The sequence below is a fragment of the Pseudanabaena mucicola FACHB-723 genome (genome assembly GCF_014696385.1).
Lineage (GTDB): Bacteria > Cyanobacteriota > Cyanobacteriia > Pseudanabaenales > Pseudanabaenaceae > Pseudanabaena.
Window position 1 is genome coordinate 90,943 of the sequence record NZ_JACJQB010000010.1, and the last position, 22,279, is coordinate 113,221.

Here is a 22,279-nt window from a genome sequence, read left to right on the forward strand (position 1 = left end):
AGGCATGGTCACAGATGCGACGGAAAGCCCTACTTGCTCTGATTAGATCCAGCTACGCAACCACATTAGCACGGGCAAATAAGCTGATGAGATCGGTAAACCGATATAAATAGGCAACCAAAAAATAAATGCGATCGCGACCAGTGCAAACAAGCCCGAACCAAGCGTTCGCATATTTGGCACAGAAGATTGCCATAGCTGAGACACGACGAGGGCTAGGGCGGCAAAGGCAAACACGGAAGCGGGCATATAGTGATACAAAAATATACAGCGCCGACTCAAGCCCCAAGGCAACCAATGGGCAGCAAAACTGGTGATCACATACAAGATGAACCAAAGTAGCGATCGCCATTGGCTATAAATTTCTGCCAACAGCAAGGCAAGCGGTTGCATCGAGCGTAGTAAGTTTATGCTGAAATTGGGATGAGTTATGAGGTTGCCCCCAAGTTTGGCTAATAACTGGGGGGATAATCGTACTCTTGAAACAATTAATTTTCCTAGTAATAATCCTAAACAGATGAGTAAGGCGATCGCACTTAGCCAATATAAGAAAGGGTTGCCCATGGCGTGGACAAACTCGACCATGCTATTAGGACGAGTTTCAAAAAAATAGGCGATCGGTCGGATTAACAGTACCCAACTCCACCAAGGTGAACAATAGGGATGAATTGGTTCGGTTTTCCCAACTCCTAAATTTTGATGAAAGCCTAGAATTTGGCGATGCACTTCCCAAAGATCACGGTCAGTATTAATTAATAAATGCGGAATCCATTGCAGTATATAAAAAGCAATCGGCACAATAATTAAGCCAATCACAATTTGCAGCACATTTAATTTTTGGCGGTAACGTACCCATGCGTAAACTGCGATCGCAATTAAACCAACAACATAGGCTAAGCCAGTCCACTTGACACTAAAGGATGCACCAAACATTAGCCCCGTGATGATTGTCCAAAACCAGCGTTGCCGCGAGCGCCTTAGGGCAAGCACCATACATAACTGGCTGAGCATCCCGAATAGCAAAATAAAAATATTGATCAAGCCAAATCTTGACTCCACCAAGAGCAAGCCATCAAGGGCAATAAATGCTCCTGTTAGCCATGCCCAACTTCTGCGATCGCTAAGTTGCCAGATAAATTCGTAGGTAATTAGGGGCAGGAATGCGCCTGCGAGCGCTGACATGAGGCGATAGGCAAAGGGAGCATAACCAAAAATTTGGATGCTGAGGGCAATAATGTACTTCGCTAGGGGCGGATGAGCATCAAACAACATCTCGCCCCGCAAATAATTTTGAGCAAATTTGGGATAATAGACTTCATCGAACACCACATCTGCTGTGCCGTCCAAGTTCCAAAAGCGAGTCGCAAAGGAAACCAATGCGATCGCCATTACCCCAAAAATAGGATGTTCCGATAGCCAAATTATGCGATCGAAAAACCGCAGAGCAGAACGCAATCCTATTTACCTGATTTAAGTTGGGCAACTAATGCTTCTAAGTCATTAGGGTCAGGAATACCAGAGAAAAACACACCATTAACCACATAGGAAGGTGTGCCACGAATTCCTAAAGACTTACCAAGTTCGAGATCCTTTTTAACTGCTTCCTTGGCAGCATCACTTTTGCGATCGCGATTAAACCGCTCGATGTCCAGATTTAACTTACTCGCCAATTCTAAATACAGATCTTCACCCAACCTGCTCTGTTGCTCAAACAAAGCATCGTGATATTCCCAGAACTTACCTTGCTGCGCCGCACCCCATGATGCTAATGCTGCTGGCTCTGCCTGTGCATGGATTTCACTAAGCGGAAAGTGCTTGAATACCAAGGTCACATCATTCTTATTCTTCGCCATGAAGTCTTTAATGACAGTGGTTGCTCTGGCGCAGAAAGGACATTCAAAGTCTGAAAACTCTGCCATGACAATCTTCTGGCTAGCCGAACCCGTTACAGGCGAATTACGAATTAGTAAACGTGGCTCTTGGCGAATTTGAGACAGAACTTGATCGCGTAAATTTTCTTCCTTTTGTGCTTGCGATCTTTGATAGGACTGCACCGAGTCTAAAATCACCTGTGGATTTTTGCGAATAATCTCTAAAACTTTAGTCTCAAACTGAGCATCAGATAGCTGAGCGCTAGCAGTCTGTCCTGAAGAAACGCAGCTAGTGACAACTAGTAAAAGCGCAACTAATACTGATAGTAGATAAGGTTGGAGTCGCATCACAGCAATAGGAAAGGAGTAGTTTTATCCGTCTCAGTCTACACGATCGCTAATCACAAGTGGCATAGATGCAACCAGCGATTCGCACCTGAATAGGTGATGGCAAGCCACATTAAGTTATAATAAGTTAGTTTAAGAATAAACAAAAAATAATTAATTCAAAATTCAACTAAAGTTCAGATTCATCTTTTTAGACATCGTAATTTTTTAAGTAAAATGACTGCTACTATCGACACCACTAGCGCTAAGACTTTTATTGTCACGGGAAACTATTCCGAATATTTAAACTGGCGCAAAAATAATCCTTCGGTCAAATCTTGCCAATATGTAGAGCGTTTGGAAGATTTACAGGGACTCAATGGATTTTTTACCAACATTGTTCTGTATGGGGATTATCAGAACAATCCTGTGTATCACACTACCAAAATGCAAGAACTGCTAGCAGAGCGCAACTCTCCATTTCGCTCCTATGTTAACTAATCCTAATTCACAAAAGTGTGACAACACTTTTGTGAATTGAAAAACAAACCCTTACATCTCACTGCTGTAAATACATTTGATATCTATCGGTCAAATCTTGCCAATATGTAGAGCGTTTGGAAGATTTACAGGGACTCAATGGATTTTTTACCAACATTGTTCTGTATGGGGATTATCAGAACAATCCTGTGTATCACACTACCAAAATGCAAGAACTGCTAGCAGAGCGCAACTCTCCATTTCGCTCCTATGTTAACTAATCCTAATTCACAAAAGTGTGACAACACTTTTGTGAATTGAAAAACAAACCCTTACATCTCACTGCTGTAAATACATTTGATATCTAGATGCTCAGACATCTTCATAAAAATCTTTTCTTCCGTAAAGGGCTTAGTCATAAATCCATCAAATCCTTGGCAAAGTAAACTTTCTTCCTTCAAATTAATTGAATTAGCCGTTAGCGCAATAATTTTCACCCTTTGAGATGGCGAAATATTTTGCTTCTCTTCAATTTTTCTAATGCTAGCAGTAGCTTCATAGCCATCGAGAATCGGCATTCTCACATCCATCCAAATCAAATGCGGTGACCACGACTCCCAAACTGCGATCGCATCTTGCCCGTTACTTACTTCTCTCACTTCCAGCCCTGACGGTGACAAGATTCTATTCAATAGCTGTCGATTTAGACGCATATCTTCAGCAATTAAAATGCGATAGGGTTGCTTGACCTCAATCTTAACTACCCGATTAGGAACTGCGATCGGCGAAATGTAACTAGATTCAGATGCAACTGTGAGCGGGATGTAAAACTTAAAGATCGACCCCACCCCTAATTGACTGCTCACCGACATTTGCCCGCCCATTAACTTCACATAGCTATAGCAGATCGATAAACCAAGTCCAGTACCTTCTTGCGATCGCCTACCCGAATCAGTCTGTACAAAGGGTTGAAATAGAGTATTAACTTCTGCCTCAGATATACCAACACCACTATCTTCCACTTCAAAACAAAGATAATTCTGTTCCTCTATATCTGTAGCTATTCCAGCCATTTCCTCATATTTATCTGTATATACACGCACATGAATATGACCCTCTTGCGTAAATTTAATGGCATTCCCAATCAAATTGATCAAAATCTGGCGTAACTTACCCTCATCTGTGTAGATAGCAGTGGGAAGATCGGGCTGAATACTGACATGCAAAGATAAATTCTGCGCTTGAGCTTTGAGCAATAACATATCCTTGGCAGCACCCACGATTTCATGCAAACAACATTCCTGTTGTTTTAACATCACTACCCCAGCCTCCAGCTTTGACATTTCCAAAATGTCATTGATCATCATCAATAAATGATTGCCACTATTGCAAATAGTCTGTAAATCACTATGGTGCTGATCATTCAGATCTGGGTCATAGATCATCAGTTGGGCAAAGCCAAGAATTGCATTTAGAGGAGTTCGTAACTCATGACTCATGTTTGCCAAAAATGCCGCTTTCGATCGTCCTGCCGCCTCAGCAGCTTCTTTTGCCTGTTGCAAATCACGAGTTCTTTCCGCAACCCTTTGCTCTAATAAACTTGCTTGCTCCCGTAGTTTTTTCTCTGACTGACGCAGAGCCAGTTCAGTATTTTTGAGCAAAGTAATATCATAAAAGGTACTGAGCAATACTTGCTCACCCTGCAACCATAGTAAATGCAGAGAAGCAAGTACCCATACAGGTTCTTGATTGGCTTTGCAGAGGCGGATCTCATAGTCCCGCACCCTTTGATTTTGCAAAAACTGTTGTTGGAGACTTTCCCACTCTGAGGCTTGGTAATATAAGTCACCAATCGGCTGCTGTAAAAGCTCCGAGGCTTCTCTGTGAAGCATTTTGCCAGCGCTAGTATTAGCATAGGAGATCTGGTAATCACAGAGGCGGCTCACAAACATTGCCATACTGGTTGACTCGGCAATTACTCGAAATTGCTCCTCACTTTGGCGCATCGTTTCAACAGCACGGTTGTACTGCTCATATTCGATTGCATCACCATGCTCTGTCGCTGTTGCCAGCATAATTTCAAGATCATTTTTATCGCGGTAAACAATCTCCAAAATTGATTGTAATGTTGCCTGAGCCATCTTGCGTTCTAAGATTTCACTCTTTAGTCGCCTGTTAACATCTAGTAACTCCGACTCAATCAAGTCGCCATGCTCAACCGCAGTAAGTAACGAATTTTCCAGATCGCTATTTTCCATTTGCAGGCGACTGATCTCCATCCGCAACTCTTTGATTTCCTGTTGTATGAGTTGCCAATCTTTTTTAGATATTTTCTCGGAAACTTCAGTGTTGCTCATGGAGTCGATTGCTTTGCAATACCTATACTGAACTACTTAGCATTCTCTAGCCTGTAATGCTATGGAAAAGCCTAAATCTATTATGTGCTTTTGTATGTGCTTTTGATAGCTGAAATTTTATGATCTAGGTACTTATCACTGCGTGTTAGCATAATTTGACGGATATGTTTGTTCGCGCTAACTCCCAACCGTCTTCAACAAAATTAAACTCAGACATTCAGCACAGCAGCTCAGAAAAATGACCAACTTGTTCCCCATCCTCGCCGCCTCTGATCCTCTTGTGGCAGGTTTTATCGGTAAAGAAATCGGAAGACAACGCAATAACATTGAATTAATTGCTAGTGAAAATTTTACATCCCTCGCTGTCATGGCAGCGCAGGGATCAGTATTGACCAATAAATATGCCGAAGGTCTACCCTCTAAACGCTATTACGGCGGTTGTGAGTTTGTCGATGAAATCGAGTCGATCGCCATTGAGCGCATCAAAGAATTGTTTGGTGCAGCTCATGCCAATGTACAACCCCACTCTGGCGCACAGGCTAATTTTGCCGTATTTCTCACCTTGCTCAAACCTGGTGATACGTTCTTGGGTATGGACTTGTCCCACGGCGGTCACTTGACCCATGGCTCACCAGTAAATGTATCGGGGATGTGGTTTAACAAAGTCCACTATGGATTGAATAAGGAAACTGAGCAGTTAGATTTTGATTTGATTCGTGATTTGGCTTTACAGCACAAGCCGAAATTGATCATCTGTGGTTACTCAGCTTATCCCCGAATCATTGATTTCGTAAAATTCCGTGAGATCGCCGATGAGGTGGGCGCGTACCTGATGGCAGACATTGCTCACATCGCGGGTCTAGTAGCTTCTGGTCATCACCCTAACCCGATCCCTTACTGTGATGTCGTTACTACGACTACCCACAAAACGCTCCGTGGTCCCCGTGGTGGTTTGATTATGACCCGTGATGCCGCTCTTGGTAAAAAGTTTGACAAGTCAGTATTCCCGGGTTCTCAAGGTGGCCCCCTTGAGCATGTGATTGCGGCTAAGGCAGTTGCGTTCGGTGAAGCATTGCGTCCTGAATTCAAGGCTTATTCGGCACAGGTAATTGCCAATGCTCAGGCTCTGGCTAAGCAGTTGCAAGCACGCGGCTTTAAGCTGGTTTCTAATGGCACTGACAATCACTTGGTATTAGTTGATCTCCGCTCTATTGGTATGACTGGCAAAGTTGCCGATCTATTGGTAAGTGGTGTCAATATCACGGCTAACAAAAATACTGTTCCCTTTGATCCTGAGTCGCCTTTTGTGACTAGTGGTTTGCGCCTTGGTACACCTGCGATGACTTCTCGCGGATTGAAAGAATCTGATTTCACAGAAATTGCCAACATCATCGCCGATCGACTGTTGAGTCCTGACAGTGATGCTGTTCAGGCTGATTGTATTGCTAGAGTGCAAGCTCTTTGCGATCGTTTCTCGCTCTATCCTGAATTGGAATATCCCGAAGTTAGCGAAAAAGAACCTGCTCTAACTGTTTAATATAAGCAAAAAAGCCTCGCATTGCGAGGCTTTTTTGCTTAGGGGATCGAACACAATAAAAATGGGTGAATATGCCACCCTGTCAGGCATTAAGAATAAATTGATGGATTTCAGCATAAAGTTAATTACAATTTATCTTCGGGATATGGGAACTCATATTTTTGAGCTACGGATTTTAAAATGTCGTAAAAAGCTTTCTCTTCAAAGTTGATGCCTAACTCCATAAAAGAATCGCGCACAACAATTTGCAATTCTTTGAATAGATCTGCAAATTGTTGTGCGACATCATCAAGGACATCGTTAGCTAAGCCAATATAGTCGTGTTCTAGTTCTGAGATTTGTTGGCTAGAGCAGCAGAGTTTATAGACTGAGCGTAATTTTTTGACCGTGCCCATAAAGCGCTCCAAAAACTTGACAGTTAATTAAATCAATTAACATTTGTGCTTTGATAGCTTATGCTATACCAAATAGCTGTTAACTCAAAAAAGTACGAATGTCTCTGATATCCCAAGGATTAGCCCAAAATTTAATCAAATTTGATGATGAGAATAAGTACATCACTTACGTTCATCAGAAAAAGAAAAGAAATTTTGCAAATCCTGAAGAGCAGGTACAGGCAGAGACTTTTCTAAAGCTGATTTTGACCTATGGCTATGACCCAAAACGGTTGCGGTTATTTGTGCCTGTGACGATGGGATCGTCTGTAAAAGAAGCGGATATTATTGTTTACAATGATGATGCTTGTCTATCGTCTCATATCGTTGTTGAGTGCAAGAAGCAAGAAGTTTCAGAATTAGAGTTTACGCAAGCAGTCGAACAGGCTTTTAGCTATGCTGTGGCTGAAGGTGCGAAATATGTTTGGGTAACTTCGGGGATTAAAGATCAGTATTTTCAAGTTCCAATTGAGAAGCCAAAGGAACGGATTGCAATTACTGATATTCCTCAATATGGTGTTGATAAGCTGGCAAGGTATAAGTATGCAAAGGGTGGTGGTAAGTCTAACGGACAGAAATTATTTGAATTAGAGATTGTTGGTGAAGATGAGTTAACTCGTCGGTTTAAGCAAGCGCATCAATCCCTTTGGGGTGGTGGTGAGCTTGATCCTTCAAGTGCTTTTGATGAACTGGATAAGCTAATTTTTTGCAAGATTTGGGATGAGAAAAAGTCTCGTAAAAAGGGACAACCCTATGACTTTCAGCTATTTAGTATTAGTGAGGAAGAAGAGCCAAATCCTAAGAAAAGAACTGAAAAAGAAAATGAGGAGTTAAGCGATCGCATTAAGGCTCTGTATGAAGAAGGCAGGAAAGAAGCTCCTGAAGTTTTTAAAGAAGATATTCGTTTAAGTCCAGAGAAATTGCGGACTGTGGTTGGTTATCTGGAAAGTATTAATCTGGGTAAAACTGATTTAGACAGTAAAGGTCGTGCTTTTGAAACCTTTATGGGTTCTTTCTTTCGGGGTGATTTTGGGCAATTTTTTACGCCCAGACCGATTGTTAAATTTATTGTTGATGTTTTACCGATTAATCATGATTCCCTAGTTTTAGATACTTCTTGCGGTAGTGGTGGTTTTTTGCTGCACGCGCTGGATAAGGTGAGGAGACAGGCGGATGAGTATTATCCTGATTACGAAACCGATCTAGATGATGCTAAACGGCACAAAGATCATTGGCATCGGTTCGCATCTAGAAAACTGTTTGGAATTGAGATTAATGAAAAGATTGCCCGTGTTGCGAAGATGAATATGATTATTCATGATGATGGGCATACAAATGTGATTGCTTCCGATGGGTTGCGGGATAGTGCGGATTTGATTGAACGTAGCGGTAATAGTGGCTTTGCATACGATCGCTTTGATTTCATCATTACTAATCCGCCGTTTGGTTCGGTGATTAAGCAAACAGAGCAAGCGTATATGCACCAATACGGCTTTGCGATGAAAACGGAAGATTGGTTAAATCCTAAAAGTAAGGCTACTGTTAGAGAAAATCAAAATACGGAAATTTTGTTTATTGAGCAGTGCCATAGATTTTTGGTGGATGGCGGCTATCTGGCGATGGTTGTACCTGACGGAATTTTGACAAATTCTAGTTTGCAGTATGTGCGTGATGGCATTGAGGAGAAATATCGAATTGTGGCAGTGGTTTCGATGCCGCAGACGGCTTTCTCGGCTACGGGTGCGGGTGTCAAAAGTTCGGTTTTGTTTTTGAAAAAACATAGTCAAGCTGAAACTACAAAAATACAAAATACGAAAGTTGGTCTGCAAGATTGGATTAAGCAGAGTAATGATTATTTGAAGCAACTGGAACAAATCGAGAATGATAAAAAGCGTCATCTCAAGGATTTACGAGGTTTTGAAAATCCCCAAAATCTTGAGGGTAAAGCGTTGACGGATTCGGAAGCTTATAAGGAATGGAAAAAGGAAGTTACGGCTGAGTACAATGATTGCATTGATGCATTAAAGGAGTCTCTGAGCGAACAGTATGCAGAGGAGAAGCAGAAAGCTCTTAATGATTATCCGATCTTTATGGCGATCGCTGAGGATATTGGCTATGATGCGACTGGGAAGCCGACTAATAATAATGAGTTAGATTTTATTAGTGTAGAGCTTGCGCGGTTTATTGATGCAATCGAGTCGGGTAAAGATAGTTTTTTTTTAAGCTCTGATGTCGATAAAAACAAAGTTTTTCTAGTTAATCGTAGCGAACTAGAAGGAAGACTTAGCCCTTCTTTCTATATTCCTAGCATAATGGAGAAAATCAAGAGAATTGGAGTAACCAGAAAAGTTATTAAATTGTCTAAAGTTTGCTCAAAGATATCAGATGGGACTCATTTCACTCCCAATTATATAGATTCTAATGATGGAATGATATTCTTAAGTGTCAAAGATGTCAGAATGAATAAAGTTTTTTTTGAAGATACTAAGTTTATTTCAAGAGAAGAGCATCTAAAGTTAACAAAGAGATGTAAGCCTGAATCAGGAGATATCTTATTAACAAAGGTAGGTAATACCTATGGATTTGCTGCTGTAATCCCAGCAGATTCCCCAGAATTTAGTATATTTGTTAGTTTAGCCTTACTAAAAATTAATAAGGAAAAATTTGATCCGTATTTTATTATGCATTTTCTAAATTCAAAATTTGGAAAAATCCAAATGGATCGTTTTATTAAGGGGATTGGACAACCAGACTTACATTTAGAGGATATATCAAACATTCGTATTCCATTGTTTGATATTAATGAGCAAAAGATTATTATTGAGCAAATGAATAACGCTTATGATTCCAGAGAGCAAAAAGAGTTAGAAGCGAAGCGATCGCTTGACAGCATAGACAATTATCTTCTAGGCGAATTAGGCGTTGAACTATTACAATCAGAAGCGAATACTATTCAAAGCCGAATTTTTTACATTCAATCAAGAGATGTTTTGGGCAACCGATTCGATTCTCTTTATTATTTGGGCAATATTTATAGATTGATTGAAGGTTCAATTTTTGAATGTGAGTATATGTCAAATATTACTACTTATATGAAAACTGGATTTGCTGCTGGAAAACAAGATCAATCAGATGATGTACAAGATATTATTCAAATCAGACCAACTAATCTGAGTGACGGAAGAGAATTTATTTTTGAAAGAAATGTTTATATTCATAGAACTAAACTATTGGATAAAAAAAGTGATGTATTACAAAGTGGTGAAGTTTTATTTAACAATACGAATAGTCAAGAACTTGTAGGTAAATCTATATTTTTTGATTTAGAAGATTTATATTTCTGTTCAAATCACATTACAAGAATTGGAGTAAGTCAAGACAAAATTAATCCACGTTATTTAACACATATATTGAATCTTTATCAGCGCAAAAAAGTTTTCTTCAAAATATGCACAAACTGGAATAATCAATCTGGCGTGAATGTGAATGTTTTAGGTAAGATTAAGATTCCTATTCCACCACTTGATAAACAACTTGAAATTGTCGAACATATCGATGCAATACGCGATCGGGCTAAACAACTCCGACAAGAAGCCGCAGCAGACTTAGAGAGAGCAAAACAAGAAGTTGAAGCAATGATTTTAGGCGTTGAGTGATTTGTGATGTGGGTCGATTAGTTAGGCGATCGCGGATTATCAACTAACTTAATTAGCACCTTTCTATTCCCTCTGATTAAATTATTACTCGCGATTTTTAGACAAGCGACTGAAATTTGACGACAAGTGTTGAATTATCATATCAAGTAAAATCAACCTTGCCGAAAAATTGCGATCGCTATATCTCAAATATACAAATGTCCCCATGTGAGTTTTACTGAGGATCTGATGTTACGTGATGAATCTACACGCTCCAAGGAGCAAACCTATGTTTGAATCTATCTGTTCCCTTGCGATCGCCAATACATCGCAAATGCAAGCTATCGAAAAGTTGATCTTTCAAGCAGGAATGCCAGTAGCCGCCTTAATGGAAAAAGTGGCTCTGCGGATTACAGCGAGATTAAGTGAACTTTATCCAGCGCAGGACTATCCCCGCATCGGGGTATTAGTTGGTTCAGGACATAATGGCGGCGATGCTTTGGTGGTAGCAAGGGAACTGCATCACCAAGGACGACAGGTGAAAATCCATCAGGTGCTACCCAAATCCAAGCCCCTTACCCGAGTGCATGGATGTTATGCCAAAAGTTTAGGAATTCCCTTTGTAGAACTGGATGATCTAGCAGATTGTGATTTGATCATTGATGGTATTTTTGGGTTTGGATTAGAACGGGATATTACTGGGGAGATTGCGATCGCAATTGATACGATTAATCATTGGTCAATCCCTGTACTGAGCATCGATGTACCATCGGGATTGCATACCGATCGCGGTGTAGCCATGGGAACAGCGATAGGGGCAACCCATACTTTCTGTTTAGGTTTATGGAAGCGGGGATTGCTCACCGAGTCCGCCGCTTCCTATGTTGGCAAACTAGAACTAATTGGCTTTGACATCCCTGCCCAGACTGCCCTACAGGTATTAGGGGATGATCATTCCCTATGGAGAATTAATCCACAGCAAATCTTGCGATCGCATTTACCGCTCAAACGACCTGTGACTGCCCATAAGTACGAAGTTGGGCATTTACTTTTGGTGGTTGGTTCGGCACAATATGCAGGAGCGGCTTTGTTAGCAGCAATGGGAGCAAAGGCGACAGGCGTGGGCATGGTATCAATCGCCGTACCGTATTCCCTCAAGTCGCTCTTGTTGGTGCAAATGCCTGATGCGCTAGTGATTGGTTGCCCTGAAACTGCCTCAGGTGCGATCGCAAATTTACCCGATCTAGATTTAGAGAAATATCAAGCTATTGTTTGTGGCTGTGGGCTATCACTGGATGCTGCCCCCGTTGTCGAGCAGCTTGTCCATGGTGATCGCCATCTTGTCCTTGATGCCGACGGTTTAAATGCAGTCGCCGCCATGGGCGTAGAACATCTCCAGTCTCGCACTGGGGCAACGGTGCTGACACCGCATTGGGGCGAATTCTGCCGACTGTTTCCCTATTTGCGAGCGGTGGAGAGACTAGAAGCCTTGCAAACAGCCGTGAGTCAAACCAACGCCACAATTTTATTAAAGGGGGCAAAAACTGCGATCGCAGTTCCCCATCGTGCCATGCCGAAGATCTATATCAATCCTGAAAGTACCCCCGCCTTGGCGCGAGGTGGTAGCGGTGATGTGTTGGCAGGGATGATCGGCGGACTGTTAGCACAAGGCATGACCGCTAGTGATACAGCAATTGTCGGAACAGTTTGGCAGGCGCAGACAGCGATCTGGTTAGCGCAGCAACGTACAGAGATGGGGGTTGATCCGCTCACCCTTGCTCAAGGGCTATTGCCATTTCTGATGAGCAAATCACCTTTGTGATAGGTGATTGCGAGTGACTTCGCCACTTTGCGGTATGTTAAAAGGAATTAATTATCGTAATGTACAGAGACCAACAAGGCGTTAATGCTTGAGTTTTGGAAGACCCTACTTGATCATTTAGAACATAATCACCCTGTTTTTTTAGCCATGGTCGCCGCCCATTCTCAAGGCTCACCGGGGGTGACGGGGGCAAAATTAGGAATTGTGGCAACGGGAGAAATATTCGGCACGATTGGCGGGGGCGTGATGGAACACAACATCATTGAGTATGGTCGCCAGATGCTTGCCCAAGGTGAGTTTGTACCAAGGTTGCAGACACTCCATCACCGTCTAGCTGGAGAAGGCGAAAAGTCAGGCATGATTTGTGCAGGCAGTCAGACAAATCTCTATTATCTCTGTCGTCCTGATCGCGATCGCAAAACGCTCGCCAAGGTATTACATTTACGCGCTGCCGATGTCTCTGCCTATCTATATATCACCTCGTTAGGAATGGCGATCATCGAAGAACCGATGGATCTAAGTCAGCCAAAAATCAAACTTTACCAAGGGGATGACCATTGGCAATATCGCGAACAATTACGCAATTGCGATCGCATTGCCATTATTGGCGGTGGTCACTGCTCACTGGCGCTATCGCAAGTAATGGCGCAATTGGATTATGAAGTATTTGTCTTTGATACTCGCGCCCAAGTGACAACCCTCAATCACAACAACTATGTGCGATCGATACAAATCATGCAGGATTATCAAGATGTGGGGGCAGCGATTGACTTGCCAGAGATGACGGCTGTCGTGGTCATGACTACAGATTTCGCTTCAGATATTCGCGCTTTGTTAGGAGTATTGTCATTCCCATTTCCATTTATTGGCGTGATGGGTAGTCGTGCCAAGATTGCGACAATATTCGCACAATTGCAACAGGCAGGGATTAGCCCGTCCGCATTATCAAAGCTCTATGCTCCTGTCGGTTTACCCATCCATAGCCATACCCCTGCGGAGATTGCCATTAGTATCGCCGCTCAAGTTTTGCAAGAACGGGTCAAATTTACGAGGTGAATTTACGGGCAAAAGCCCTGATTCAAACCTTAGCTAAGGGCTTAACAGCAGTTTTGGTGATTGCCTTCTCAATCTCTGCCATACATTCTTGAATAGAACCAGCTTCCTCAACTTCTGGCAAACTGAGTAGAGGAATATTTGTCATGTTACGTCTTTGCAATTCGGCATGAAGCTCTTCTGTGAAGACACCCTTGGTCGCGGCAAACCTTTGCAATGGGCTAGCTTCCCAAACCATGCCACCCCAGATTTGGTTATCATCAGCTTCCACCGCCGCAGTGAGCAAACCGCAGGTGGGGCTACCATCTCGCATCACAAACCCAAGGACTTCATGATCGTTATCTTGATAGGTTTGGGCTTGATCGCACATCTGTTCGGCAAGTTGGCGACAGTGGCGACGAAACATCGGACTAGAATATTGCTTCTTGACCTGTCCCCAGCGCATTGAGCCGCAGAAAGTCACTTCAGGACAGGGCATTTGATAGATGGACACATCATTGTCTAAAATCAAGTCCACCAGTTCACGAATAGCGGCGGGTTGACTGGCAATTCCCCGTACACAAGCATTCTGATTGAGAATACAGTGAGACACAAAAATTAATCTTCCCGAACGTGCATCCTCGACGGTATTTTTGATTTTCCCAAGTCTGTCAGACATTTTTTTGACCTCCAAACAAAGCCATAGGCTTATTTTATCGCGATCACAATGCTTGGAGTTAAGAGCGAAATGGAATGCAACAGAAACCACTCTCTGCTGGGAAACCAAGAAATAGGGATATATGTGAAGTTTCTAGACGCGATCGCAATTGGGAGATCGCTCTAGTATGACAATAGTATTCAGGAGGAGGCTAGGCTCAAGGAAAAAGCTAGCTAAGACTCGCTATGACAGGTCAAATCTGCTTTTTACTCAATCATCGGCAAATTTGCACTGACCAACCTGCGGGATTAACGCTATTGGATTACCTGCGCCAAACAGAACGGCTGATCGGCACAAAGGAAGGTTGCCATGCAGGGGACTGTGGCGCTTGTACAGTCTTGCTAGGTGAATGCTTGCTAGGTGAATGGAATGCCGAGCATGTCCGCTATCAAGCGGTAACTGCCTGTTTACTGCCCCTTGGTGCATTGCAGGGGAAGCATGTCGTCACTATCGAGGGCATCAATCAAGCTAATTTATCGCCAGTACAGCAGGCTTTAGTGGACTTTGGGGCGACTCAGTGTGGCTTTTGTACATCGGGAATGGTGATGTCATTGACTGCCTATCTACTCACAGGCGATCAGGTAAATGTAGAAGGTGTCAGTAAAGCCTTGAGTGGTAATCTCTGTCGATGTACAGGGTATGGGGCAATCAAACGGGCTAGTGCCTCATTAATGCGATCGCAATCCCATTTACCCTTGACCATTGCCGAGGCAATCAATCAGCAGATTTTGCCGCCCTATTTTGCGGATATTACAGAGCGTTTGCGGCAGTTGAGACAGCCTGTAACTGAAGTATCAGCTATTGCAGAGCTTTCAGAATTTGCGATCGCAGGTGGAACCGATCTCTATGTCCAGTCGGGAGATCTTCTGCCTGAAGTCCCTGTACAATTCCTGAGTGCTTCCATTGCCCACAAAGGAATTACCACAGACAAGGGACGGATTCACATCGGCGCTTTAACCACCTTTGCCGACTTCGCCAGTCATCCTGCCATACTCCAACTTATTCCGCAAATGCCTGCATATATTGAGCAGATTGCCTCTCCGCAAATCCGCAACCTTGCCACCATCGGTGGTAATATCGTCGGCGCATCGCCGATCGCAGATTTTACGATTTTACTCTTGGTATTAGATGCCCTACTGGTGTGGCAAAGAGGCTCACAAAGGCGCACATTACCAATACGGGAATTCTTTCTCGACTATAAACAGACAGACAGAATGCAAGGGGAGATTTTGCAAGAAATCATCTTGCCCAGAGATATTTGCGATCGCAAGATACATTTTGAGAAGGTCTCTAAACGGATGCATGTCGATTGTGCGGCGGTGAACAGTGCGATCGCCATTCGCGATGAAGCTGATCAGATCCGTGAGCTTAGGATATCGATGGGCGGCGTTGCTCCCATTCCCCTATTGCTCCAGCAAACTAGTAATTTTTTGATTGGTAAACACATTTGCCGAGATACCCTTGAGCAAAGCTTCCCAATCCTGCAAGCGGAGATCTCGCCGCGCAGTGATATCTATGGTTCAGAGCCATACAAAAGACTCTTAGCCCGTCAACTTCTCATTGCTCACTTTGCCGAGCTATTTCCAGACTTGATTAATGGGAGAGAATTATATGCAACGCATTGATGCTCATGCTCACGTTAGGAGTGAGGCGGAATTTGTCGATGATGTGCCAAGTCCCAGCGACATGCTCTATGCTGCTGTGTTTGGTTCGCCAATCGCCAAGGGCAAGATTCTCAATCTTCATACCAAGCTTGCCCTTGCCACCGATGGCGTAGTTGAGATTCTCACCGCCGATGATATTCCCCAACACAACCAATGGGGAACGATTGCCGAATGTCCAATTTTGGCGAGCCATACAGTTAGTTATGTCGGTCAACCGATCGCCGTGGTGGTGGCAAAAACCAAGGCAATTGCTCAAAAGGCCACAAAATTAATTTCGATTCAATTAGAAAAATTTACACCCGTTGTCAATCCACGAGAAGCTTTTTCTCAAGGGAATATCATTGGCACACAGCGCACCTTTGCCTTGGGCGATGTCGATATTGTTTGGGCAGACTGTGACGTAATTGTGGAGGGAAGTTGCGAAGTCGGCGGACAAGAACATCTCTATTTAGAAACACAACGAGCGCGAGTGAGTATCAATGAACATACGCTGCATGTCCATGCTTCCACCCAAAATCCGCACCTTACCCAAGAGACCATCGCCAAAATGTTGGGCATTCCCAATCATGCTGTGCAAGTTGATGTCAAACGATTGGGCGGCGGCTTTGGCGGCAAAGAAGAACAGGCAACCCATTGGGCAAGTTTAGCTGCCCTCGCCGCTTGGCATACCAATCATGCAGTGGAGTTAGTGCTATCGCGCTCCGATGATATGCGGATGACAGGCAAGCGGCATCCCTATAGCTCCGATTTTAAAATTGGGGCGACCAAGGATGGCAAAATTCTCGCCTATGCGGTGCAGCATTACCAAAATTCAGGAGCCTATGCCGATCTTTCCCTCGCGATTTTAGAAAGATCTCTCTTCCATAGCACCAATGCCTACTACATTCCCAATGTCCGCATTTTTGCTGCCGCCTGTCGTACCAATCTGCCGCCCAATACAGCCATGCGCGGATTTGGAGCGCCCCAAGCCATGTTTGTCATTGAGAGTGCGATCGCAAAATTAGCCGATGCCCTCGATATGCCTCGCGAGGAAGTCCAAGCGAAAAACCTACTCCAACCGCAGCAACTCTTGCCCTATGGTCAGCAGTTCCAGTCCGATGGGTTACAAACCTCTTGGCAAAAGGCAATTAAAAATTACGATCTTGCAAGCATTCGCGATCGCATTACTAATTACAACGCTAGTCACTTTGCCACCAAAAAAGGCTATGCAGTGATGCCGATCTGCTTTGGGATTTCTTTTACAGCGACCTTTCTCAATCAGGCAAGCGCCTTAGTCCATATTTACACCGATGGCAGTGTCAGCATCAGTACAGGGGGTGTGGAAATGGGACAGGGGCTTAGTACCAAGCTGACCGAGATTGCCGCGACTGCCTTGGGAATCAAACCTGAACGGATCAAAATTGAAAGCACCAATACCACCCGCATCGCAAATATGTCCGCTAGTGCCGCCAGCGTCACCACCGATCTCAATGGGAATGCAACCCTGTTGGCGACTAACCAAATTCTAGAACGGCTGAAAGTATTGGCGGCGCAACAGCTCGGTGTTACTGAACCCACACAAATTGCGATCGCAGACGAAAAAATTTTTTATGAGGGCAGAGAAACTGAACTGACTTGGACAGTTTTAGCCAAATCTGCCCATCTAGAACAGGTCAATCTCTCCGCCCATGGCTTTTACACCACCCCAGAGGTCTATTTCGATCGCGATCAAGAAAAAGGACATCCCTTTGCTTACCATGTCTGCGGCACGGCGATCGTGGAAGTTACCCTCGATTGTCTACGCGGAACCTATGGGATCGATGCCGTCAAGATTGTCCATGATTTAGGACGATCACTGAACGATCTAGTCGATCGTGGTCAGGTGGAAGGGGCTTTAGCACAGGGCTTGGGCTGGATGACGATTGAAGATCTGCAATTCAGTGCCAAGGGGCATTTACTTGCCAATAACCTCGCTAAATACAAAGTTCCCGATATCCAGTTTATGCCCAAGCAAATTGCGATCGCATTTCTAGAAAATCCCGACAATCAATTTGCGCCCTATGGTTCTAAAGCTGTGGGTGAGCCGCCACTGATGTATGGTATTGGCGTATTTTTTGCATTACGTCAGGCAATGCAATCGTTTAATCTCGACAGTGGGGAGACTTTCCATGCTCCCCTCACCCCTGAACGGGTATTGCTAGCCCTGTACTGATAGGCTATAAACTTGCCACTCCGACTCTGCCCGACTCCATAATTGGATAGAACCAATGGGGACGCATCAGCATGACCGTATCAATTACATGAATCACGCCATTGTCAGCTTCAATATCCGCCGCAATCACTGTGGCGTTATTAGCTTCAAAGCCCGATTCGGAGACATCAATATCAATCTGCGTACCTTCAAGGGAAGTTAAGGATTTAACCCCGATCAGATCTTCTCTTTTATATTTACCAGCGACCACATGAAAAGTGAGAATCCGCGCTAATTGGGGAATATTCTGCACGAGGGTGGTAATTGTGCCTGCGGGTAATTTGGCAAAGGCAGCATCATTGGGGGCAAAGACAGTAAATGGCCCCTCACTTTGTAAGGCTTCTACTAGATTAGCAGCGCTAACGGCAGTGACTAGAGTAGAGAAGTCCGAGTTACTAACAGCAATATCGACAATGGTGGTCATAGTTAACTTCCTAAATCACAGTGAATTTACAATATTTTCAGGTGTTAAGCATTCGCCTTCACCACTAGCCCCTCTCCCTAAGGGCTACCGTGTACACACAAGTCTAACTGTCTAAGTTTTAATTGATCTAAGCCCCCTAAATCCCCCAATTCTGGGGGACTTTGAAAGAATTTTATTTTCTTGTTCCCCCAGAATTGGGGGCTAGGGGGCGGCTAATTGTTGACTTGGCTAGATTTTATGACTTGTGTGTACACCGTAGCTCCCTAAGGGAGAGGGGAACAAGAAATTGTTTTTCTCTCTCCCTTAGGGAGAGCAAAGAAAAAGAAATTGCTCCTTCTCCCCCTCTCCCTTAGGTAGAGGGGGCTGGGAGGTGAGGGCAATTACCGATAATTTTGATCTTGAACCATCGCTAACTTAGCAGCCTTATCCATGCCATATTTAGGATTACAGAAGCGGTTTAATTGACCTTCAAAATAGTGGCGATTGGCTAGTAAATGCTTGGGGTTAGGATCATCAAGGGGATACAGCAACGCCGCCCGTCCTGCCTGAATTACGGCAGAAGTAACGTTGTACATCGATCGCTGAAAACTGACCGCCAACTGAATCAACATATCGTCCTCACCACGACAATGTTGCTTGTAATAGTCCACTAGATACTGTGGCAAAAAGTGATACATATCCTGATGCAGCAATGTCGGTGGAATCCCCGCCGAACCAACAGGGAATTTATCCGCATACAAAATGCCGTAATGGAAATCATTTTGATCGGTGGGAATTTCATGGGCTTGGGCATTGTAGGACTTCGTGCCACGGAAAGGCGAAGTGCGGTAAAACACAGCTTCCACATAGGGAAAAGCCGCTTCGTATAGCCAAGTAAAGCCCTTCGATTTCGGTACAATATCGATCCATTCATCACCGATCTTGACACGGTGGTAAATAGGACGACCTGCGATCGCAAAAATGCCATTTACTAAAAAGTCCATCGCATCGGGAACACCCTTAAATCCGCCTTCATCGTAAATATCCGACATTTCAAAGAAGACAGGAGCCATGACTTCCCAAAACAGCCCCAATACCGAGGTCATCGTCGAGCGCCGACATTGCTCTAGAAATAATTCAGGAAAGAGCTTGTATAGCCCCAACATCACAGGATTATTTTTGAAAAATGCCCGAATCGCTCGATCAGCATTCTGCTTATATTCCTCAGAGTCCATGTAAGGCTCTAGCTCTCCACCCATATTCCGATGCCAAAACATCGCTCGCATACATTCCTCAGCGAACTCCATATTAATGCGATCGTGATAGAGGTGATGGAATATTTTAGGCAGTTTAGTTTTGAGTTCGCCTTTTTCCATAAATGCCAATAATTCAGGATGGGCAGTCGCTTGACCACGCCAAATCCGTAAATCGGCATCATCACCCGCATAATGATTAGGTAAATCTAAGTATTCTTGAGGTAGAAAATATTTAAAAGCAGGAAGTGGCTCTAAAAATACATGTTCCGCGATATAGAGTAGATCGCGCCAATAGAAGTCCATCGGCACGGCATAGGCTTTATATAGACCGATAATCTGCATCAAGTTTTCGGGTGTATCAGGGAGCATCGAGCCGCCCGCCTCAAGACGATGGATCACATCAGCATAGGGATGATTGGAGGGCGGTAATTTGGTTGCCGATTCAATTAGGGTGGCAGTCATGATTTATTCCTCTGTCTTTACTAAATTAATATTCACTCAATCAACATCTTGCACAATTGCTGCAACGGGAACTTGAGGACTGATTCCCCTTGTGATCACAGTGCTATCAGGGACACGGGCGATGATTGCTGTCGCACTAGTTTCGCTCCAACGCACTAGCCATGATGGTTGTACACCTAAAACGATAATCAAGACTGTCAAAATCAAGGCGGGTAGCTGTTCAAGTCCTGATACTTTGGGATAGTAGGCAGTGTGATTATCTAACTTGCCAAAACAGGTACGGTTGAGCAAAATTACGAAGTAAACAGCCGTCAGTCCAGTACCAATGATCGAAAAGATCGTCGGGATGGGGAACTTGCTAAAACTGCCTTGGAAAATTAGAAATTCGGAAATAAATCCCACCAGTCCGGGAATCCCTGCGCTAGCCATGCCGCCTAAAATCAATAGAGCACTGGTGGTTGGTAATCCTCGGATAGGATTCAGTAATCCATTGAGAACATCAAGATCTCGCGTGCCGACCTTTTCTTCGATGACACCAACGAGATAGAACAAGAGGGCAAGTACCAAACCATGACTCACCATTTGAATGATGCCACCAACCATACTTAGGGGTGTGGCAGCAGCAGCAGCAAGCAAGATGTAGCTCATGTGACCAATGGAACTATAGGCAACCATGCGCTTGATATCTTTTTGAGCAATCGCCACCATCGCCCCATAGAGAATTCCTAAACCTGCCCAAACAGCAATCCAAGGTGATAGCAATGACCAAGCATCAGGGAACAAACCTAAACAGAAGCGAAATAAACCATAAGTACCTAACTTGGCGACCACACCACCAAGCATCATCACTGTGGGCGTAGTGGACTCCACATAGGCATCGGGTAGCCATGTGTGGAAAGGAACAAAGGGAGCTTTGATTGTAAAGCCTAATAATAGAATGACAAGCAGAGTAACCTGAATTTCGATCGGTAGGGAGAGATTTTGTAATGTGGCATAGTCAAAAATTGGCGTGGAAGGCGTAGAACTGGAAGCAAGCCAACCAAGACCAAGGAAGCCAACTAATACTAAAATTCCTGATATTGCTGTGAAGATTAGAAATTTAGTGGCGGCATATCCACGCTGTGCGCCACCCCATACAGCGATAACTAGATAAAGGGGAATTAGTTCGATTTCGTAAAATAGAACAAACAGAAGCGTATTGGTGGAGAGAATTGCACCGCTCACGCCTGCATGGATCAGCAGCATGAGGATATGGAACAATTGGTTGCGGTCTTTGATTTGTCGATCACAAAAACAAACAATCAACCAAGTCAATAAACCATTCAGCACCAAGAGCGGTAAAGATAGACCATCCACGCCGAGGCTGTAGTTAAGACCGATATTGTCGAGCCAAGGTAAGTTTTCAGATAATTGAAAACCAGCAAGATTGATGTCGAATTGGCGTAGTAGTAGAAAATCGAGAATCAAGATTATCGAGGCAATTATTGCCGATCCTTTTTTGACTTGGGTTTGCGGCAAAAATGCGATCGCAAAAGCGCCAAAGACTGGCAACCAAATTAAAGCACTGAGCATAGTTTTTTCAAGATTAACGAAATTTAAAAAGAGATCAAATAGCGCGATTAAAGAGCAGCAAAAGGAGAACTCCAATGCCAACCATGATCGTTAGGGTATAGAGTTGGAGCTGTCCGAAGGTGCTGTAGCGAAGGTTTTGACCACTAAATAGCGTCGCTAGTCCAAAGAAATTACCAACACCATCGACAAAAAAGCGATCAAACCAATACATGCCACGAGAAATACCATCAACTAAGCCCACAATTGTTACTTTGTAAAGCTTAGGTGTGTAGAAGTCATTGGCAAAGAAACTTTGTAAACCAGCCCAAGGCAATTGAATTGGCTGAGCAATTTGGGGATTGAGATAGAGGTATGCTCCTGTACTTAGTCCCAACAAACTAGCCCCAGATACGAGGAGTGCATCGGTACTCAAAGCCACAGACCAATCTGGGATGATTCCCCAACTCGTAAGCATTTGCGGCACATGTAAAACCACTCCA

15 protein-coding genes and 1 pseudogene are annotated in these 22,279 nt (G+C 43.8%); 7 read left to right on the forward strand and 9 right to left on the reverse strand.

What is annotated here, in order from left to right; translation table 11 throughout:
- Positions 1–42 precede the first annotated feature (42 nt).
- Both H6F41_RS07645 and H6F41_RS07650 read right to left on the reverse strand, forming a co-directional pair.
- Positions 43–1,455 carry a phospholipid carrier-dependent glycosyltransferase gene (locus tag H6F41_RS07645; protein ID WP_190402878.1) on the reverse strand — a complete coding sequence of 471 codons (1,413 nt, stop codon included), beginning with the start codon at positions 1,453–1,455 and terminating at the stop codon, positions 43–45.
- Between the two features lie 2 nt (positions 1,456–1,457).
- Complete coding sequence (locus tag H6F41_RS07650; protein WP_190402879.1) at positions 1,458–2,219, reverse strand: DsbA family protein; 762 nt, start codon at positions 2,217–2,219, stop codon at positions 1,458–1,460.
- 216 nt (positions 2,220–2,435) lie between these two features.
- On the opposite strand from H6F41_RS07650, the gene H6F41_RS07655 reads away from it, so the two are divergent.
- Complete coding sequence (locus H6F41_RS07655) at positions 2,436–2,699, forward strand: hypothetical protein (protein WP_190402880.1); 264 nt, start codon at positions 2,436–2,438, stop codon at positions 2,697–2,699.
- A gap of 311 nt (positions 2,700–3,010) precedes the next feature.
- Here the strand turns inward: H6F41_RS07655 and H6F41_RS07660 are convergent, their stop codons facing one another.
- Positions 3,011–5,035: a PAS domain-containing hybrid sensor histidine kinase/response regulator gene (locus tag H6F41_RS07660; protein ID WP_190402881.1), complete on the reverse strand. Its 2,025-nt coding sequence runs from the start codon at positions 5,033–5,035 to the stop codon at positions 3,011–3,013.
- A gap of 238 nt (positions 5,036–5,273) precedes the next feature.
- On the opposite strand from H6F41_RS07660, the gene glyA reads away from it, so the two are divergent.
- Complete coding sequence (glyA, locus tag H6F41_RS07665) at positions 5,274–6,572, forward strand: serine hydroxymethyltransferase (RefSeq protein ID WP_190402882.1); 1,299 nt, start codon at positions 5,274–5,276, stop codon at positions 6,570–6,572.
- A gap of 125 nt (positions 6,573–6,697) precedes the next feature.
- Here glyA and H6F41_RS07670 read toward each other — a convergent pair whose 3' ends face one another.
- Entirely contained in the window at positions 6,698–6,967 is a 270-nt protein-coding gene (locus H6F41_RS07670) for a DUF3387 domain-containing protein (RefSeq protein ID WP_190402883.1), read from the reverse strand.
- Between the two features lie 98 nt (positions 6,968–7,065).
- Here H6F41_RS07670 and H6F41_RS07675 point away from each other — a divergent pair, with 98 nt between their 5' ends.
- The 3 genes from H6F41_RS07675 to H6F41_RS07685 all read left to right on the forward strand — a co-directional run bounded on the left by H6F41_RS07675 (position 7,066) and on the right by H6F41_RS07685 (position 13,519).
- A complete protein-coding gene (locus H6F41_RS07675; protein WP_190402884.1) occupies positions 7,066–10,662 on the forward strand; it encodes an N-6 DNA methylase in 3,597 nt (1,198 codons plus the stop codon).
- Positions 10,663–10,930: 268 nt separating this feature from the next.
- Positions 10,931–12,463 (forward strand): NAD(P)H-hydrate dehydratase, encoded by a 1,533-nt coding sequence (locus H6F41_RS07680; protein ID WP_242022960.1) that lies wholly within the window; start codon positions 10,931–10,933, stop codon positions 12,461–12,463.
- 84 nt (positions 12,464–12,547) lie between these two features.
- Positions 12,548–13,519 (forward strand): XdhC family protein, encoded by a 972-nt coding sequence (locus H6F41_RS07685; protein ID WP_190402885.1) that lies wholly within the window; start codon positions 12,548–12,550, stop codon positions 13,517–13,519.
- A 22-nt stretch (positions 13,520–13,541) separates the two neighbouring features.
- On the opposite strand, the gene H6F41_RS07690 is transcribed toward H6F41_RS07685, so the two are convergent.
- Positions 13,542–14,174 carry a CD3072 family TudS-related putative desulfidase gene (locus H6F41_RS07690; RefSeq protein ID WP_190402886.1) on the reverse strand — a complete coding sequence of 211 codons (633 nt, stop codon included), beginning with the start codon at positions 14,172–14,174 and terminating at the stop codon, positions 13,542–13,544.
- Positions 14,175–14,398: 224 nt separating this feature from the next.
- Here H6F41_RS07690 and H6F41_RS07695 point away from each other — a divergent pair, with 224 nt between their 5' ends.
- On the forward strand, positions 14,399–15,838 hold the full coding sequence (locus H6F41_RS07695) for an FAD binding domain-containing protein (RefSeq protein WP_190402887.1): 1,440 nt from the start codon (positions 14,399–14,401) through the stop codon (positions 15,836–15,838).
- On the forward strand, positions 15,825–18,068 hold the full coding sequence (locus H6F41_RS07700) for a molybdopterin cofactor-binding domain-containing protein (protein ID WP_190402888.1): 2,244 nt from the start codon (positions 15,825–15,827) through the stop codon (positions 18,066–18,068). Before H6F41_RS07695 ends, H6F41_RS07700 begins: the two co-directional genes overlap by 14 nt.
- 4 nt (positions 18,069–18,072) lie before the next feature.
- On the opposite strand, the gene H6F41_RS07705 is transcribed toward H6F41_RS07700, so the two are convergent.
- From H6F41_RS07705 to H6F41_RS07720, 4 genes and pseudogenes are all read right to left on the reverse strand, one after another.
- Positions 18,073–18,531 carry a fasciclin domain-containing protein gene (locus H6F41_RS07705; protein WP_190402889.1) on the reverse strand — a complete coding sequence of 153 codons (459 nt, stop codon included), beginning with the start codon at positions 18,529–18,531 and terminating at the stop codon, positions 18,073–18,075.
- 380 nt (positions 18,532–18,911) lie between these two features.
- Positions 18,912–20,228 carry a CO2 hydration protein gene (locus tag H6F41_RS07710; RefSeq protein ID WP_190402890.1) on the reverse strand — a complete coding sequence of 439 codons (1,317 nt, stop codon included), beginning with the start codon at positions 20,226–20,228 and terminating at the stop codon, positions 18,912–18,914.
- A 36-nt stretch (positions 20,229–20,264) separates the two neighbouring features.
- Positions 20,265–21,800 carry an NADH-quinone oxidoreductase subunit M gene (locus H6F41_RS07715; RefSeq protein ID WP_190402891.1) on the reverse strand — a complete coding sequence of 512 codons (1,536 nt, stop codon included), beginning with the start codon at positions 21,798–21,800 and terminating at the stop codon, positions 20,265–20,267.
- A gap of 34 nt (positions 21,801–21,834) precedes the next feature.
- Positions 21,835–22,279 (reverse strand): annotated as a pseudogene (locus tag H6F41_RS07720) (NAD(P)H-quinone oxidoreductase subunit F); the annotation flags it as partial.